At 54.6% G+C, this 16557-nt stretch carries 14 protein-coding genes; 7 read left to right on the top strand and 7 right to left on the bottom strand.

Annotated elements, in window-relative coordinates; all coding sequences use genetic code 11:
- Positions 1-166 precede the first annotated feature (166 nt).
- From putP to LG301_RS05755, 3 genes are all read left to right on the top strand, one after another.
- Positions 167-1657 (top strand): sodium/proline symporter PutP, encoded by a 1491-nt coding sequence (gene putP, locus LG301_RS05765; RefSeq protein ID WP_404474203.1) that lies wholly within the window; start codon positions 167-169, stop codon positions 1655-1657.
- A 92-nt stretch (positions 1658-1749) separates the two neighbouring features.
- Positions 1750-5415: a bifunctional proline dehydrogenase/L-glutamate gamma-semialdehyde dehydrogenase PutA gene (gene putA / locus LG301_RS05760; RefSeq protein WP_404474201.1), complete on the top strand. Its 3666-nt coding sequence runs from the start codon at positions 1750-1752 to the stop codon at positions 5413-5415.
- Between the two features lie 384 nt (positions 5416-5799).
- Positions 5800-6426 carry an OmpW family protein gene (locus LG301_RS05755; protein WP_404474199.1) on the top strand — a complete coding sequence of 209 codons (627 nt, stop codon included), beginning with the start codon at positions 5800-5802 and terminating at the stop codon, positions 6424-6426.
- A gap of 129 nt (positions 6427-6555) precedes the next feature.
- Here the strand turns inward: LG301_RS05755 and LG301_RS05750 are convergent, their stop codons facing one another.
- Positions 6556-6888 (bottom strand): YqcC family protein, encoded by a 333-nt coding sequence (locus tag LG301_RS05750; RefSeq protein ID WP_404474197.1) that lies wholly within the window; start codon positions 6886-6888, stop codon positions 6556-6558.
- Between the two features lie 296 nt (positions 6889-7184).
- On the opposite strand from LG301_RS05750, the gene LG301_RS05745 reads away from it, so the two are divergent.
- The 4 genes from LG301_RS05745 (at position 7185) to LG301_RS05730 (ending at position 10201) form a co-directional block, all read left to right on the top strand.
- Positions 7185-8231: a DUF3549 family protein gene (locus tag LG301_RS05745; RefSeq protein ID WP_404474195.1), complete on the top strand. Its 1047-nt coding sequence runs from the start codon at positions 7185-7187 to the stop codon at positions 8229-8231.
- Positions 8232-8275: 44 nt separating this feature from the next.
- On the top strand, positions 8276-8716 hold the full coding sequence (locus LG301_RS05740; RefSeq protein ID WP_404474193.1) for an ATP-dependent zinc protease: 441 nt from the start codon (positions 8276-8278) through the stop codon (positions 8714-8716).
- 41 nt (positions 8717-8757) lie between these two features.
- Entirely contained in the window at positions 8758-9666 is a 909-nt protein-coding gene (rimK, locus tag LG301_RS05735) for a 30S ribosomal protein S6--L-glutamate ligase (RefSeq protein WP_263069545.1), read from the top strand.
- A gap of 88 nt (positions 9667-9754) precedes the next feature.
- Entirely contained in the window at positions 9755-10201 is a 447-nt protein-coding gene (locus LG301_RS05730; RefSeq protein WP_404474191.1) for a hypothetical protein, read from the top strand.
- Here the strand turns inward: LG301_RS05730 and LG301_RS05725 are convergent.
- From LG301_RS05725 to sufB, 6 genes are all read right to left on the bottom strand, one after another.
- A complete protein-coding gene (locus tag LG301_RS05725) occupies positions 10198-11022 on the bottom strand; it encodes a vancomycin high temperature exclusion protein (protein WP_404474189.1) in 825 nt (274 codons plus the stop codon). The genes LG301_RS05730 and LG301_RS05725 overlap by 4 nt on opposite strands.
- Before the next feature lie 18 nt (positions 11023-11040).
- Positions 11041-11610, bottom strand: a complete 570-nt coding sequence (gene sufT / locus LG301_RS05720) for a putative Fe-S cluster assembly protein SufT (protein WP_404474187.1) — start codon at positions 11608-11610, stop codon at positions 11041-11043.
- Between the two features lie 22 nt (positions 11611-11632).
- Positions 11633-12898 (bottom strand): SufS family cysteine desulfurase, encoded by a 1266-nt coding sequence (locus LG301_RS05715; RefSeq protein ID WP_404474185.1) that lies wholly within the window; start codon positions 12896-12898, stop codon positions 11633-11635.
- Between the two features lie 14 nt (positions 12899-12912).
- A complete protein-coding gene (gene sufD / locus LG301_RS05710; protein WP_404474183.1) occupies positions 12913-14253 on the bottom strand; it encodes a Fe-S cluster assembly protein SufD in 1341 nt (446 codons plus the stop codon).
- Positions 14250-14999, bottom strand: coding sequence for a Fe-S cluster assembly ATPase SufC (sufC, locus tag LG301_RS05705; protein WP_404474181.1), 750 nt, complete (start codon positions 14997-14999; stop codon positions 14250-14252). Before sufC ends, sufD begins: the two co-directional genes overlap by 4 nt.
- A 70-nt stretch (positions 15000-15069) precedes the next feature.
- Complete coding sequence (sufB, locus tag LG301_RS05700) at positions 15070-16512, bottom strand: Fe-S cluster assembly protein SufB (RefSeq protein WP_404474179.1); 1443 nt, start codon at positions 16510-16512, stop codon at positions 15070-15072.
- Positions 16513-16557 lie beyond the last annotated feature (45 nt).

The following is a 16557-nucleotide window of genomic DNA, read 5'->3' as shown; positions in this document are numbered from 1 at the left end:
ACGTGCCATCAACCTTTCAGACACTCTCTCTGGCGGGCGCTCGTTAGGCCTCGTAACGTAATAACAAACGGAGTCAAAAAAATAATGAGAGCCACTACCGGGTACAGCACGGTAACGGCGCTAACCGGTCGGAGCTAACTCCGTCCTGACGAACTGGAGAAACGATATGGCTATTGGTGTTTGGATCAGTCTTATTGCGTACTTTGCGCTTATGGTTGCCATCGGTATCTATGCGATGCGCAAATCCACCTCTTCATCCGAAGATTACATGCTGGGTGGCCGGACACTCAGTCCGAAAGTGGCAGCGCTTTCGGCGGGCGCTTCCGATATGAGCGGTTGGTTGCTACTGGGCCTGCCCGGTGCAATGTTCGTATCTGGCTTGGGCTCAGCATGGATCGGCATAGGGTTGCTCGTGGGGGCACTATTCAACTGGATTCTGGTGGCGCCACGCCTGCGTGAACAGACCGTTCACTATGGCAATGCAATTACCATTCCGGCGTTCCTGGCAAACCGCTTCCCAACGCGGTCAATGTCGCTGCGAACCGTCTCCGCTATCGTTATTGTGATCTTTTTCGCGGTTTACACCGCATCTGGTCTCGTAGCTGGTGGCAAGCTATTTGAAAGCGCATTTTCTGGCATTTACAACTTTGGCGATATGAGTAACTACGGCATGGGCGTTATGATCACCCTGGGCGTGGTGCTTATTTACACCGTTGTTGGCGGCTTTCTGGCCGTGAGCATGACCGACTTCGTACAAGGTTGCATTATGATGTTGGCACTGGTGATCATGCCAGCGGTGGTGCTCTTTGGCGAAGGTGGTGGCGGCTTTTCTCAAGCCTCACAGACGCTGAATGAAGTCGACCCCACCCTGCTATCCTGGACATCAGGGCTCACCTTTATTGGGTGGCTGTCTGCGGTTACCTGGGGCTTAGGCTATTTCGGACAACCGCACATTATCGTGCGCTTCATGGCGATTCGTACACTGAAGGATGTCCCCATTGCCCGCAACATTGGCATGAGCTGGATGCTGATCTCCCTGATCGGTGCCGTATCGCTAGGTATTTTCGGCCGCGCCTACGCAATTCGTAACGGTCTCGATGTCCAAGACCCCGAAACGATCTTTATTATTCTGGCAAACCTGCTGTTCCACCCGCTGATTACCGGCTTCCTCTACGCGGCACTACTGGCTGCGGTGATGAGTACCGTTTCCAGTCAGCTTCTAGTGGCATCCTCATCACTGACGGAAGACTTTTACCGCCTGTTCCTGCACAAGAATGCAACTGAGCAACAGTGTGTGGCTGTCGGCCGGGTCTGTGTCGTTCTGGTGGGCATTGTCGCGGCGATTATTGCCTCTGACGAAAACTCTCAGGTACTGGGGCTGGTCAGTAATGCATGGGCAGGCTTTGGTGCGGCGTTTGGCCCGCTGATCATTCTGTCATTAATGTGGCCGCGTACGAATGGCAATGGCGCCATCGCGGGCATGGTGGTCGGTGCGGCTACCGTCATGATCTGGATCTCGCTGGGTTGGAACGGTGAGTTCCTGGGTGGCCCTGGCGTATACGAAATTATTCCTGGCTTCATCGCTTCTTTCATTGCCATCTTGGTAGTTAGCAGCATGACTAATGACGCTGGTGAATATCAGCATATTGATCGCTAGTAACCCGCCTTGAGGCGCAGAGCGTAGAGCGCATTCAACGTATCGAGAGGGCTCCTGCGGGAGCCCTCTCGTGTAGCAAGGAGAGACCCCGTATGAACGAATCCAATCATCATCTGCATAGCGACGTGAGCGATCTACGCTCACGCATTCGCCGTAATTACGACGCCAATGAGGCAGATGTGCTGCACGGGCTTATCGAGCAGATCAAGCTATCGGAGGATGACCGCAAAAAAGTCGCCGCCGTTGGTGCCAACTACGTGGAGCGTGTGCGTAAAGAAAGATCGCCCTCGATGATGGAGGCGTTTCTAGCAGAATACGGACTCTCAACCACTGAAGGCGTTGGCTTAATGTGTTTGGCAGAAGCGCTGCTGCGCGTGCCTGATGCAGAGACTATCGATGACCTGATTCATGACAAGATCGAGCCTTCCGACTGGGGTGCGCACCTTGGCAAGTCGTCATCCTCAATGGTAAACGCCTCGACCTGGGCACTGCTGCTGACCGGCAAGGTACTGGACGACGATCCTAAAGGGCCGACAAAGGCACTGCGCAGTTTGGTGCGTCGCATGGGCGAACCTGTCGTACGCAAGGCGGTTGGCCAGTCAATGAAAATTCTTGGTCGCCAGTTCGTGCTCGGCCAAACCATTGAAGAGGGCATGAAAAATGCCCGCGAACTGGAGAAACAGGGATACACCTACTCCTACGACATGCTGGGCGAAGCGGCACGCACCGATGAAGATGCCGTTCGCTATCATAAGGCATATGCCACGGCCATTAGCGCCATTGCCGAGCAGGCCAAGGGCGATGTTCGCGGTAGCCCTGGCATTTCGGTCAAACTTTCGGCGCTGCACCCGCGCTATGAATACACCCACCGCGAAACGGTGATGGCAGAGCTATTGCCACGCGCCAAAGCGCTGGTACAGCAAGCAGCCAAGGCCAATATCGGTTTCAATATTGACGCCGAGGAGCAGGATCGGCTGGATCTATCTCTCGATGTGATTGAAGCATTGATGGCCGATCCCAGCCTGGACGGATGGGATGGTTTTGGGGTCGTAGTGCAAGCTTACGGGCGCCGCGCCGCGCCGGTGATTGAGGCACTCTATGAAATGGCCGAGCGGTTTGACCGCAAGATCATGATCCGGCTAGTTAAAGGCGCCTACTGGGATACCGAGATCAAACTCTCCCAGGAGATGGGGGTCAAAACTTTCCCGGTGTTCACTCGCAAGGTCAACACTGACGTTAGCTACATGGCCTGCGCGCAAATGCTGCTTGATCGGCGCGACCGCATCTACCCACAGTTTGCGACCCACAACGCCCATACCTGTGCCGCCGTCGTAGAAATGGCGGGTGATGACAAGGAAAGCTACGAGTTCCAGCGCCTGCATGGCATGGGCGAGTCGCTGCATCACATCGTTAAAGAGACAGAGGGCACCCACTGTCGTATCTACGCACCTGTCGGCGCGCACCGCGACCTGCTGGCCTATTTGGTGCGCCGCTTGCTGGAGAATGGCGCGAACTCCTCGTTCGTCAACCAGGTGGTGGATAGCTCGATTCCACCGAGCGACGTCTCCAAAGATCCCATCGAAGGCTTCAAGCAGCTCGGCAACGATGTTTCAAGCCCGATGATCCGCCAGCCCGGCGAGCTGTTTGAGCCTGACCGCAAGAACTCCAAGGGTTACCGAATCAACGAACCTGCTTCGATTCTGCCGCTGCTCAACGCCCGCGAAGCGTTTGCCGACGCCACCTGGACGGCTGGCCCAATGCTGGTGGGTAATCCAGCACCTCAAGGTCCGGCTCGCGATGTCGTTTCCCCCGCCGACGGCAAGCGCGTGATTGGCAAGGTATACGAAGCCACTCCAGACGAAGTGGCAACAGCCCTGGATGCTGCAGAAGAAGGCTTCCGCGAGTGGTCAGCGCGCCCTGTAGCCGAACGCGCTGAAATTCTGCGCCGCACCGCCGACCTTTATGAGGAACACATTGCCGAGCTGACCGTCATCACTACCCGCGAAGCGGGCAAGATGATGTTCGACGGTATCGCTGAAGTCCGTGAGGCGGTGGATTTTCTACGCTACTACGCCAACGAAGGCGAACGGCTTGAAGCAGAAGAGCCCGGTAGCGCCCGCGGCATCTTCGTTTGTATCAGCCCGTGGAACTTTCCTCTGGCGATCACCACGGGTCAAATTGCAGCTGCGTTAGTGGCTGGCAACGCGGTACTTGCCAAGCCTGCTGAGCAAACACCGCTGATCGCCGCCCGCGCGGTAGAGCTGATGCGTGAAGCTGGCCTACCGGAAGCCGCACTGCAATTGCTGCCTGGCGATGGCCCAACGGTAGGTGGCCCGCTGACTAGCGATCCACGTATCGCTGGCGTCTGCTTCACCGGCTCAACCCCGGTCGCACAGATCATCCACAAAGCCCTGGCAGAAAACGCGGGACCCGATGCGATACTCATCGCCGAAACCGGCGGCCTGAACTCCATGATCGTGGACTCCACAGCGCTAACCGAGCAGGCAGTGCGCGATATCCTGATCTCCTCCTTCCAGTCAGCTGGTCAGCGCTGCTCGGCGCTGCGCATGCTGTATGTACAGGAAGAGGCACGCGACCGCTTGCTCAATATGCTGTATGGCGCGATGGACGCGCTTACGATTGGCGACCCCTGGAACACTGATACCGATGTTTCGCCGGTCATCGATGCCGATGCCCAAGCTGAGATTAGCGACTACGTAGCGGCGCACGAGAAATCTGGCAACGTACTGAAGAAATTAACGGCCCCGGACACTGGCACCTTTGTTACACCAGCGGTCATTAAAGTTAACGGCATTGAAGATCTGGAGCGTGAAATCTTCGGCCCGGTTCTACACGTGGCCACCTTTAAGGCACGCGACATCGACAAGGTAGTCGACGCCATCAACGGGAAGGGGTACGGGCTGACCTTCGGTCTGCATACCCGTATCGACGACCGCGTACAGCAGATTGTCGAGCGTATCCATGTCGGCAACGTCTACGTCAACCGCAACCAGATTGGTGCCATTGTCGGCTCCCAGCCGTTCGGCGGCGAGGGGCTCTCCGGCACCGGGCCCAAGGCTGGCGGCCCGCTTTATGTCGCACGCTTCCGCCGCACCGCCGACACCGAGCACGTTGAAGCGCCAGCAGGAGAAACCGTGTCACTGGGCGAGCTACAGGCGGCGTTTGATGGGCTGGATGCACGTAACTGGGCAGCACGTACCAACCGAGTTGAGGTGCTGCGCAGGGCGCTTTCCGGCAAACGCGGCGTAATTCGCAAAGCGCTTGCCGAAACAGCCGCGTTAGATATGACACCGCAAACGCTGCCGGGGCCAACAGGGGAAAGCAATCGTCTATCGATGTATCCAAAGGGAGCGGTGCTGTGTCTCGGGCCAACGCTGGATATCGCCATTGCTCAAGCGGTTCAAGCGCTGGGCGCAGGCTGTGAGGCCGTTGTAGTAGCACCGGGCGCCAAGCAGGCTGTGAAGCCATTAACCGATGCCGGAGCACCAGTAGCCGGACTGGAAGGAAGCGTTTCCGCCAAAACGCTCAGCGAGATTAAAGGTATTGCTGCAGTCGCTGCGGCGGGTGACAACCAGTGGACCCGTGAGCTGCGCATGGGGCTTGCTAAGCGCGAGGGTGCCATTGTGGCGCTAGAGACGAAAACCGTCTCGCCAGACCGCTATGTGGTGGAGCGCCATCTGTGCATTGATACAACCGCAGCGGGCGGTAACGCCAGCTTGCTGGCAACGGCTGAATAGGCCAGCCAGCTCATCAATCGTCCATTCATCGACTGACAATCGATGGCAATGGCATTGTGTCGCCAAGAGACGGCAACGCAGCCGTCTCTTGAGCCTTGCTAACGAGAGACCTCCCTTTGCCGGGGAAGGTCTCATTTTTTGTTGCACCCTTATCCCTTACACCCTCCCCAGCTTTTCCAACCTCTGCATCCAACCTTTTGCGCGCTGCCATAGAAGGCTGCCTAATGGTTATGAAAGCCCGCTTAGAGAAATATTTAGATAGATTTTATAATACTTGTTCGCGCTCTTTGCCCTAGGTCAATAACAGCACCACTGCGAGTCGATAAACTTTTCACCATGATTTGACCCGTTACTTGATTGACTTAGATCGCTAGGAGCAATGACATGCGCCATCGTACCGTACCTACCCTCATAGCAGCCGGTCTCGCGGCTGCAACGCTGGCTACCAGCAGCCAAGCCTTCGCCTATGGCGCGGGAGACTTTTTTACCCGCGTAGGTGTGGCGCAGGTAGATCCGAAAAGCGATAACGGCGAGATCCTTGGTGGAGCCGACGTCAATGTCGATTCTGAAACCAATTTCGCCTTTACGCTGGGTTATCGCTTCCATGACAAGGTGGGCGTTGAATTACTAGCCGCTCTGCCCTTTAAGCATAACCTGCAGGTCGATGGCGTCACTGATGGTTCCACCAAGCACTTACCACCGACCCTAACGCTTCAGTACTACCCGTTAGGTGGCACTGATGCTCGCGTACAACCTTATGTCGGTGCAGGTATTAATTACACTCGTTTCTCCGACGAAAAAACCGATATTGGCGCATCGCTAGAACTCGATGATTCCTGGGGTGCAGCTGGTCAAGTGGGCGTCGACCTGTTGATCGATGATAACTGGGCGCTTAATGCCGCCGCTTGGTACATCGATATCGACACCGATGCAAAAGTAGGCGGCGCTGCAGCAGGCACTGTTGAAATTGACCCGGTCGTGGTGATGGCAGGTATTAGCTATCGTTTCTAAATGAGCATCTACCGCTAGTGCTTGATGCGCTAGCGGTAACCTCATTGACATCTAATCAGTGTAAAAATGCCCAGCTCTCGCTAATGCGAACTGGGCATTTTGCATTGCGTTCAAAAAACGAGCAGAGCGTTAATTTTCGGTGACTAAACGGTCAACCTTCTCAACCGCCTGCACGACCAGTATCTGATCGCTGGCGCGCACCTTTTCTTGGATTAAATACGCAGCCATCGCAGGGGCTATCTCGCATTTAGCTGGCATGGTGGCTTTAGCATCAATTAACGCATTTAGCCGGGCAATAAATACAAAACGGATCCATTGAGGCAGCGACATCGTATCGATACAAAACGGCTCCTGACTCGCAAACGCATCTGCTGTTGGGGTGGGCATACGCCATAAGTTAGCGGCCTTCATGGCGGCTTCAAGCTCAAGAAGCGCAGTTTGCAGCTGTTGATGGACGCTCATAAATACCTTAGCAATCATTGTGAATATGAAACACTGTGAGAGTTATTATCCCAACTCTGTGGGTAACTTGCCACTCGGTGAGCGGCAAAAATCGCTTATTCACAGATTCACAGAAAACCTGCAAGAGGCTGTGGATAAACTATGGAAAGGTGTCGCAGCCGCTACTCTCATGGGGCTTGCGCAAAGTTGCTCAAACTTTAACCAATTAATGGGAATTACACTGATTTATCAGCTCTGATGGCTGACAGTGTTAGAACAGCAAGGTAGAGTGCAGGCTTGAAACGCGGAAGGATGTTATGCAACCAATTCAGTCCCTTGATGATTTCTTTACCCGTAGCGGCGCCGACATTTCGCTATTTCACATGGGGAGGCGCGTCACCGCCTGCTCTAGAGAGACGCTGCGTGCTTTTGAAAGCAGCGAGCAGGCTTGGCCGGAGCCCTGGAAGCATCAAGCGCGTCTAGGTATTGTCTTTCGTTTAGGCGATATGCCAGAACCTGCTATTTGGTTTTTAGCGTTACCATTAGACGAGCAAGGCATGCTTTCGCCAGCGCAGCGAGACGCTTTCATAAACCGCTTGCTGGAAACCCTAGGCCGCAACGTAGCCAATGTAGGCACTGAAGCACTCGAGCATAAACAAACGGCAGACGTGGATCATTTAATGAAGGATAATCCCCTCGCCTTCACGCCCGAGATAACGTTTCAGGCGATGCTACATGCTCAGGCCACACTTGCATTAGGGGTACCTGCTAGCCAACATTTAGAGCCTGTTGAAGCCTACTTGAGCGGACAGCAGCATATTGATTGGCAGGCACTCGGCTTACAAGGCTTTGCGGACTATACCGCACGCCTTGACAACGACACGGCTAACGCGCTTGCCCAGCGTATCACTGATTTTCCCGTTAGCGTCCTCCAAACGCTATGCCACTGCTTAGAGCACCGGCCACTGAGCGAATCGCTGGTCAATGCCTTGTGTGAGCGCGGAGAGCAGGCAGCGAGCGCGGGCGATTTAGAAACGCTGTGCGCTTGTGTACGCGCAGTAGGCAGCACTGCCAGCCTAAGAGCCGGCGCTTGGTACACCAGCCTGCTGAATGACCGTGCAGCTTGTGGGCCTGATTTACTCGCCGCGATAGCAGGACGTGGCTGGCCATTACTGGAAGATGCCGAGCGACTGCCGCTTTTTTTACAACGCCTAGCGGAAGATAGTCGTGCTAATTTTTCTGCCGTAATAAAAGATATTGCGTTAATACCTCGTCTACGCTTGCCAGTCATGATGGCGCTACGTGACGCATCAACGGGATCAGCCATTCAACAGCGTTTAGATGCCATGCTGCCCCGCACATAACGACGGGGAGCGTTTTTGATGGATTCCCATGCAAGGAGTGAGCTGTGAAGGAACTACCCTATCAGGCCAAAGCAGTCATCGGCCGTCGTGAGATGGTGACATTACCTGAACTAGGACTTCACCTCTGCTGTAAGGCAGACACCGGCGCACGCACATCTGCGCTGCATGCTGAAGAGATTGAAACGGATGAGGATGCCGAAGGTCAGCTATGGGTCAGCTTTATCACCCACAGCGGAGGCCCGGAAACACCTGCTCACCGTTACCGCCTGCACCTGCACGACCGGCGCCGGGTCACCAGCTCGAATGGTCACAGTGAATGGCGCTATGTCATACGCACCCCTATGCAGCTGGGAAGACTCAACTTTCCAGTTGAACTTACCCTGACTGACCGTAGCAATATGCGTCACGCCATGCTGTTAGGTAGACGCGCGATGCGTCGTCTATTAGTGGCACCCGGCGCTGCGTTTTTGCACGGTGAACCCTAATTTAATGATTAAACGCCTATTTTTTTCGCCCGGAGCCCTGCATGCATATTGCCCTGCTTTCACGTAACCGCAACTTATACTCTACTCGTCGGTTAGTTGAAGCCGCCGAGCAGCGGGGTCACACCGCACGCGTTGTCGATACGCTGCGCTGTTATATGAGCATTGCCTCACATCACCCCTCTATCCACTATAAAGGGGCTGAGATAGAGCCATTTGATGCTGTGATTCCCCGTATCGGCGCGTCCGTCACGTTTTATGGCTGTGCGGTGCTGCGTCAGTTTGAAATGATGGGTACTTACGTTATTAATGATTCGGTCGCTATTACCCGCTCACGGGATAAGTTGCGCTCGCTTCAGCTGCTGTCTCGTAAAGGCCTGGGGTTACCGATTACTGGTTTTGCGCACTCGCCGGACGACATTCCCGATCTCATCACCATGGTTAAAGGCGCACCGCTTGTCATCAAGCTTCTCGAAGGTACGCAAGGGATTGGGGTGGTCTTGGCTGAAACTAACCAAGCCGCTGAATCAGTCGTTCAAGCCTTTATGGGCATGAAAGCCAACATCATGGTGCAGGAATATATCAAGGAAGCACGCGGCGCCGATATCCGTTGCTTTGTGATTGGCGATAAGGTGGTGGCTTCCATGAAGCGCCAGGCGGCTGACGGCGAGTTCCGTTCTAACCTGCACCGTGGCGGCACTGCTAGCGTGATTCGTATTACGCCTGAAGAGCGCTCAACCGCTATTCGTGCGGCTAAAGCTATGGGATTACGTGTCGCGGGGGTTGATCTATTGCGCTCTAATCACGGCCCGGTAATTATGGAGGTCAACTCATCGCCCGGTTTGCAGGGTATTGAGAGCGCGACCGGCAAAGATATTGCGGGCATGATCATCGAGCATATTGAAAAAAACGCTACCCCCGTGCGTAAAGCACCGCCCAAGCCTAAAGGCTAAGGGGAAAAAGCAAAAATAATCGTCTTTGGGGGTGGCAAATCAGGTCGCCCACCCCCACAATCTGCGTCACCGAAGGAGGTAGACGCTCATGTTTCTCGACAATCGCCAAGTGGCGATGGACAGCGTGCTGGAAGCGCTGGCCGATAGTATTGATTATTTCCAGGATAATATCGAACGCCTGCGCCCGTCGCTACGTGATGCACTCAAACCGCACTATACCGAGCGGTTAGCGCAGATGCGTAAGCTTCAGGAGCTTGCCCGAGCGCATTTGAAAATGCTGCCAAGGGATGCCGATGTGGAGCGAGATGACTTTTTGTGGCTCTGGAGTCGTTTAAAAAGCTTTGTCGGTAACGATAGCCAAGTATTAATCAATGAGCTGTTGGAACAAGAGCGTGTTCTGATGCAAGCCCTCTCAACGCTATTTACCCATCCACTGCCCGATCCCATCGAGCCCATTGTGGAAGAGTGCATGCAGGGTTGCCGTAAATTGATACGTGAGCTGTATAGCCTACAGAAACGCAAAACACACCGTTAATACCCACCAATGCTAGGCGGGTAGTAACGGCGTATGAGCTTGGCAGCGGCGTCAGCACGCTGGTGACTCTGTTCTGAATCACTATGCTCAGTATCGTCGCCCTCTGATGGGCGAACAGCGTCACTGCGGAGCGTTTCTGGCGGACGGCTATCCGTCTGATGTAGCTCGATAGGTTCTGGAGGGCCAAGAAAATAAGGCTTTCTACCCCATATATAAAGATCCCCAAGGGTGGCTACTCTCGCCACCCATTCGCGTACGATTAACCGCCACTCTCCTGCTACACGCTCCTCTTCGGCAGCGCATCCTATCCCCTTTATACCTAACGCCCGGGCAATAAAAATCGCGCGTGGCAAATGCCAGCTTTGTGTCACCAACAGCGCCTCGTCAAGCTGAAATACATCCCGTGAACGTGCCAACGTGTCGTAAGTGCTAAAACCGGCAAAATCCATTGTCATCTGTGCAGCAGGAACGCCGCGACGGTAAAGTTCACGCCACATCGCCCGCGGCTCGTTATAGGCTTGAGTGCGGTTATCCCCTGAAAGCAGCAGATGGTTTACGCGCTGCTCTTCAATCAAACGGGCAGAGGTTCGCATACGCGCGTGAAAATGGGGATTTCTCACACCACTGCGCGTCCAGTGAGAGGTGCCAAATACAATGGCGACGTTATGAGGCCGACACTCTTGCAAATGGCTATCAATATAACGGGCGGTGCTCGCAACGACCCAAAGATTGCCAGCAATAAATAACAATGTCGCCAACAGCAAAAAAGCAGCTAGCGACATTATCAAACGCTTAAAAAATACGGCTATGGTGCTGTGCATCCCTTTCCCCAGCCGGGGTTAGAACATTCCGAGCTCAAGCTTCGCCTCGTCGCTCATCATGTCACGGCTCCAGGGAGGGCTAAAGACAATTTCGGTGTGCACCTTATTAATTTGCGGTGCGCCCAAAATCTTATTACGTGCATCGGCAGCAATAACGTCCCCCATACCACACCCTGGGGCAGTCAGCGTCATACGGATGGTGACCATGCGCTCGCCGCTGATTAATCGCTCAAGGCGGCAACCATACACCAGCCCAAGATCCACGATATTTACCGGTATTTCAGGGTCGAAACAGGTGCGAAGCTGTTCCCACACAAAGGCTTCAATTTCGTCGTCGCTGGCACTTTCTGGCAGGGTAGGCTGCGGCAACGGCTCTAACCCTAGCGCATCTAAATTACGCCCTTCAATCAGGTAGAGGCGCCCCTCAAAACCTACGCTCACCGTGCTGCCTTTGGCTTGCATAACGCTAACAATGCTGTCTTCAGCCAAGGTTTCCGTTTTACCAAACGGAATAGCAATGGCCTCTACATCACGTTGGAGCGGCAGCTTCTGACCGCGTTCGAGGCTGGCAACTTGCTCGATATCCATAACTATCCTTTAGTGACCGCCCTTAACGCACCATACCAATAACACGATTTAGCGCTGCGACAAATCTATCTACCTCATCAAGGGTATTATACGCGGCAAATGACGCGCGGCACGTGGCATCCACACCAAAATGATGCAAAAGCGGCTGGGCACAGTGGTGTCCCGTGCGAATTGCCACACCCAACTGGTCAATGAGCAGACCAATATCTTGGGAGTGAGCACCCTCAACCACAAAGGAGAGCACCCCAGCTTTATGCGGCGCTGTGCCTAAAATACGCAGCCCATCCACTTGGCTAACGGCCTGGGTAGCATGGTCTAACAGTACGCCTTCCCAGGCACTGATGGCCTCAACACCTACGCTCTCCATCCACTCAAGCGCTCTGCCTAATGCGATCACTTCGGCAATAGCAGGCGTGCCGGCTTCAAACTTATGGGGCGTCTCAGCAAAGGTAGTCCCTGCATCAAAGGAGACGGTTTTAATCATCTCTCCGCCGCCCTGCCAGGGAGGCATTGCGTCGAGTAGCGCTTTTTTCCCATACAGCACGCCAACACCGGTTGGGCCATACACCTTGTGACCAGAGAACGCATAGAAGTCAGCATCAATGTCCTGCACGTCTACTTTCTGGTGAGGCGTTGCCTGGGCACCATCAACTAAGATTAGCGCTCCGTGCTGATGAGCAAGCGTTGCCATTTCCTTCACTGGGTTAATAGTGCCCAATGCATTGGAAACGTGGTTCACGGCCACTAGCTTAGTACGTTCACTAAGTAGCTCACGATAAGCGAGCATATCCAGTGCGCCGCGCTCATCAACCGGGATGACTTTCATCGTAAAGCCACGCTCAGCCGCCAGCAGCTGCCAGGGCACAATGTTGGAGTGGTGCTCCAACATAGAAATTAGCACCTCATCACCCGGACCGAGATTTGCCCGGCCCCAGCTTTGCGAAACTAAGTTGATCGCCTCGGTGGTACCGCGAGTGAAGATAATTTGACGCGCGTCTTCCGCATTGAGAAACGCTTTAACCCGGTGACGCGTGCCTTCAAACGCCGCCGTAGCTTCGTCTGACAGGGTGTGCAAGCCACGGTGGATATTGGCGTTATAGCGCGAATAGTAGTCGCTGATGACCTCAATAACTTGGCGAGGCGTTTGACTCGTCGCCGCGTTATCCAAATAAATCAGCGGCTTGCCATGCACTTCCCGATGCAATATCGGGAAGTCTTCGCGCAGCGCAGCGACATCAAAGGGCTCACTGGTATGAGCTTGCGGCTTCTCAATCACGGAATGGGGCATCGATAGCTCCTTGGTTAATCGTTGAGCGAAACAGCCGCTTCCACTAAGCCTGCCAAGTTGAAGCGCTCAGGCAGTTTGCCTGCTACCGCCAGCTCAACCCGCTCGGCAATTACGTCAAGCGCCACTTGTTCAAGCACTTCACCCGCGAATGCCAAGGTTAGCAGGCCCCGCGCCGTTGCTTCATCAATACCACGGGTACGCAGTGCATAAATCGCGTCTTCATCCAACTGCCCGGTGGTCGTGCCGTGGGAGCACTTCACGTCATCGGCATAGATTTCAAGCTCGGGCTTCGCGTCGATCTGCGCGCGATCTGACAGCAGCAGGTTCTGGTTGCTTTGGAAACCTTCGATCTTTTGGCTGTCGCGCTTCACGTACACTTTGCCGTTGAAGACACCGTGTGCGCGATCATCCAGAATGCCTTTGTAGTTCTCATTAGAGAACGTCAGCGGCGCGTTGTGGTTCACCTTGGTGTGGTTATCCACGTGCTGGCGACCCTGGCCAAAGAACAGGCCGTAGAAATTCGTCTCAGCCCCCTGACCGTTCAGGTCACTGATCAGGTCGTTGCGCACCAGCGCGCCGCCCAGGTTCAGATTGTAGGAGGTATAGCGGCTGTCACGGCTCTGCTCAACGTGAATGCTCGCCACATGCATATCACCTAGCGGTGCCTCTTGGAGCTTGTAGTGATTCATGATCGCTCCACGATCCAGCATCAGCTCGGCCACCACATTGGTGAAATTGGCGGCATCCGTCTCGCCTGCATAATGCTCAATCACGGTCGCTTCACTACGTCCGGCCGCTTCCACCAAAATGCGCGGATGGCTCATCACCGGCGTGCCTGCACGCGAAAGGAACTGCAGCAGAATGGGCTTTTCAACCACCGTGCCCGGCGCGATGCGGACTACCGCACCCTCTTCCATAAAGGCCGTATTCAATGCTGCAAAGGGTGAGAAGTCGACGCCGGTTAAGCGTCCTAAAGGACCACCAACCGCCTCGTGGTTCTCCGTGAGCGCTTTGGAAAGCGGCATAACCTTTACGCTGCTCGGCAGTGCCTCTAAATCAGACAGCGCGGCAGAGAAGACGCCATCTACAAACGTTAGCCGGTAGGCATCCAACGGAAGTGTTATAGCGGCTGCCTGCGCTTGAGAAAATTCAGCGTTGTCTGCCAAGGCAAAATTGCCCTGCGCAATGGCACGGACGTCGGTGTATTTCCACTCTTCATCGCGGCGGGTCGGAAATCCCATCGCCTCAAAGCGGGCGGCCCCTGCCTGGCGGCGAGCAGCAATCCAAGTAGGCTCGCCAGCGCGCTGTTGGCTACGCGTGGCGAGCGTGTCCAAAAACGTTTGTGTATCGCTCATGCTACGGACTCCTCGATGCCTTCGTAACCGTTGGCCTCAAGCTCTTTAGCAAGCTCAGCATCGCCGGTTTTAACAATGCGACCATCCACCAGAACGTGGACTTTGTCGGGCACAATGTAGTCCAGCAGGCGCTGGTAGTGGGTCACGAGCAGAATGGCGCGCTCTTTAGCACGCAGGCTGTTTACACCGTCAGCAACGACTTTCATGGCGTCGATATCGAGGCCAGAATCGATTTCATCCAGCATGGCCAGCTTCGGCTGAAGCACCAGCATTTGCAGGATTTCGTTACGCTTTTTCTCACCGCCGGAGAAACCTTCGTTCACTGCACGCTGCAGGAAGCTGGCATCCATTTTCATAAAGCCAAGCTTCTCTTTGACCAGCTTCATGAATTCCGGCGCGGGCATTTCGCCTTCACCACGCGCAACGCGCTGAGCGTTAAGCGCAGACTTCAGCAGGTAGATGTTTTTTACCCCTGGGATTTCTACCGGATACTGGAAACCCAGCAGTAGCCCCGCCTGAGCACGCTCTTCAATTTCCATTTCCAGCACGTCTTTACCGTCAAAGGTAATGCTGCCTTGAGTCACTTCGTAGCCATCTTTACCAGCGATAACCGCTGACAAAGTGGATTTACCCGCGCCGTTAGGGCCCATAATGGCGTGGACTTCACCGGCATTAATGGTGAGGGTCAGGCCTTTGAGGATTTCTTTACCTTCGACGGTGACGTGTAAATCATTAACTTGCAACATAGTAATCGCCTTATAAATACGTTCGGGTCGCAGTCGCGACGCGCTTAAATAATTCGCAAACCAGAGCGGGTTAACCCACAGCGCCTTCTAGCGTGACGTTGAGCAGCGCTTCCGCTTCTACCGCAAACTCCATGGGCAGCTCTTGGAAGACGTCTTTACAGAAGCCATTCACAATCATGCTGACCGCATCCTCTTCTGAGATACCGCGGCTCTGGCAGTAGAAGAGCTGATCTTCACCGATTTTAGAGGTGGTGGCTTCGTGCTCAATGGTCGCCGTGCTGTTACCAATTTCCTGATAAGGGAACGTGTGTGCGCCGCATTTGTCGCCAATCAACAGCGAATCGCACTGGGTAAAGTTGCGTGCGCCCTTGGCACGAGGGCCAATTTTAACGAGGCCGCGGTAGGACTGATCGCTCTTGCCCGCCGAAATACCTTTGGCAACGATATAGGAGCGGGTGCCTTCACCAATGTGAATCATCTTGGTGCCGGTGTCCGCCTGCTGACGGCCATTGGTGACGGCAACGGAGTAGAACTCACCAATGCTGTCTTTACCGCGCAGCACGCAGGAGGGGTATTTCCAGGTAATCGCGGAGCCGGTTTCGACCTGTGTCCAGCTAATGCGCGAACGCTCGCCGCGGCAGTCGCCACGCTTGGTGACGAAGTTGTAAATACCGCCTTTACCGTTTTCATCACCGGGGTACCAGTTTTGAACGGTAGAGTATTTGATGTAAGCATCGTCCAGTGCGACTAGCTCGACCACTGCCGCGTGCAGCTGGTTCTCATCGCGCATCGGCGCGGTACAGCCTTCCAGGTAGGAAACCTGAGCGCGGTCTTCACAAATAATCAGCGTGCGCTCAAATTGCCCGGTATTGGCAGCGTTAATGCGGAAATACGTGGAGAGCTCCATCGGGCACTTCACGCCTTCCGGTACGAAGACGAACGAACCATCGGTGAATACGGCGGAATTCAGCGCAGCAAAGTAATTATCAGCGACCGGAACCACCGTACCCAGGTACTGCTTGATCAGTTCCGGGTAATCACGGATTGCTTCGGAGATAGAGCAGAAAATAACGCCGGCTTCTGCTAGCTCTTTTTTGAACGTTGTCGTCACAGATACCGAGTCAAATACGGCATCTACCGCAACGCCTGCCAAAGCCGCCCGCTCGTGCAGCGGGATACCCAGCTTCTCATAGGTCTCGAGCAGTTTTGGATCAACTTCATCCAAGCTCTGGGGGCGATCTTCAGGGCGCTTGGGCGCACTAAAATAAGAAATTGACTGGTAATCGATGGGCGGATAATCCAGGTGAGCCCATGAGGGCGACTCCATCTTTAACCACTGGCGATACGCATCTAGGCGCCACTCCAGCATCCACTCCGGCTCGCCCTTCTTTTTAGAAATAAAGGCAATGGTGTTTTCATCCAGGCCAGGTGGCAGGGTGTCGCTCTCAATATCTGTTACAAAGCCTTCTTTGTAATCGCGACGAACCAACTGTTCCATTTCTTCGCTTGCCATGGTGATACCCTCCGGGGCAGTTGGATGGCGAGACGAGCTCGCCGT

The sequence above is a fragment of the Vreelandella venusta genome, assembly GCF_044809155.1.
In the GTDB taxonomy this organism is placed as follows: domain Bacteria; phylum Pseudomonadota; class Gammaproteobacteria; order Pseudomonadales; family Halomonadaceae; genus Vreelandella; species Vreelandella venusta_B.
This window is presented reverse-complemented; position numbering and strand designations above follow the sequence as displayed.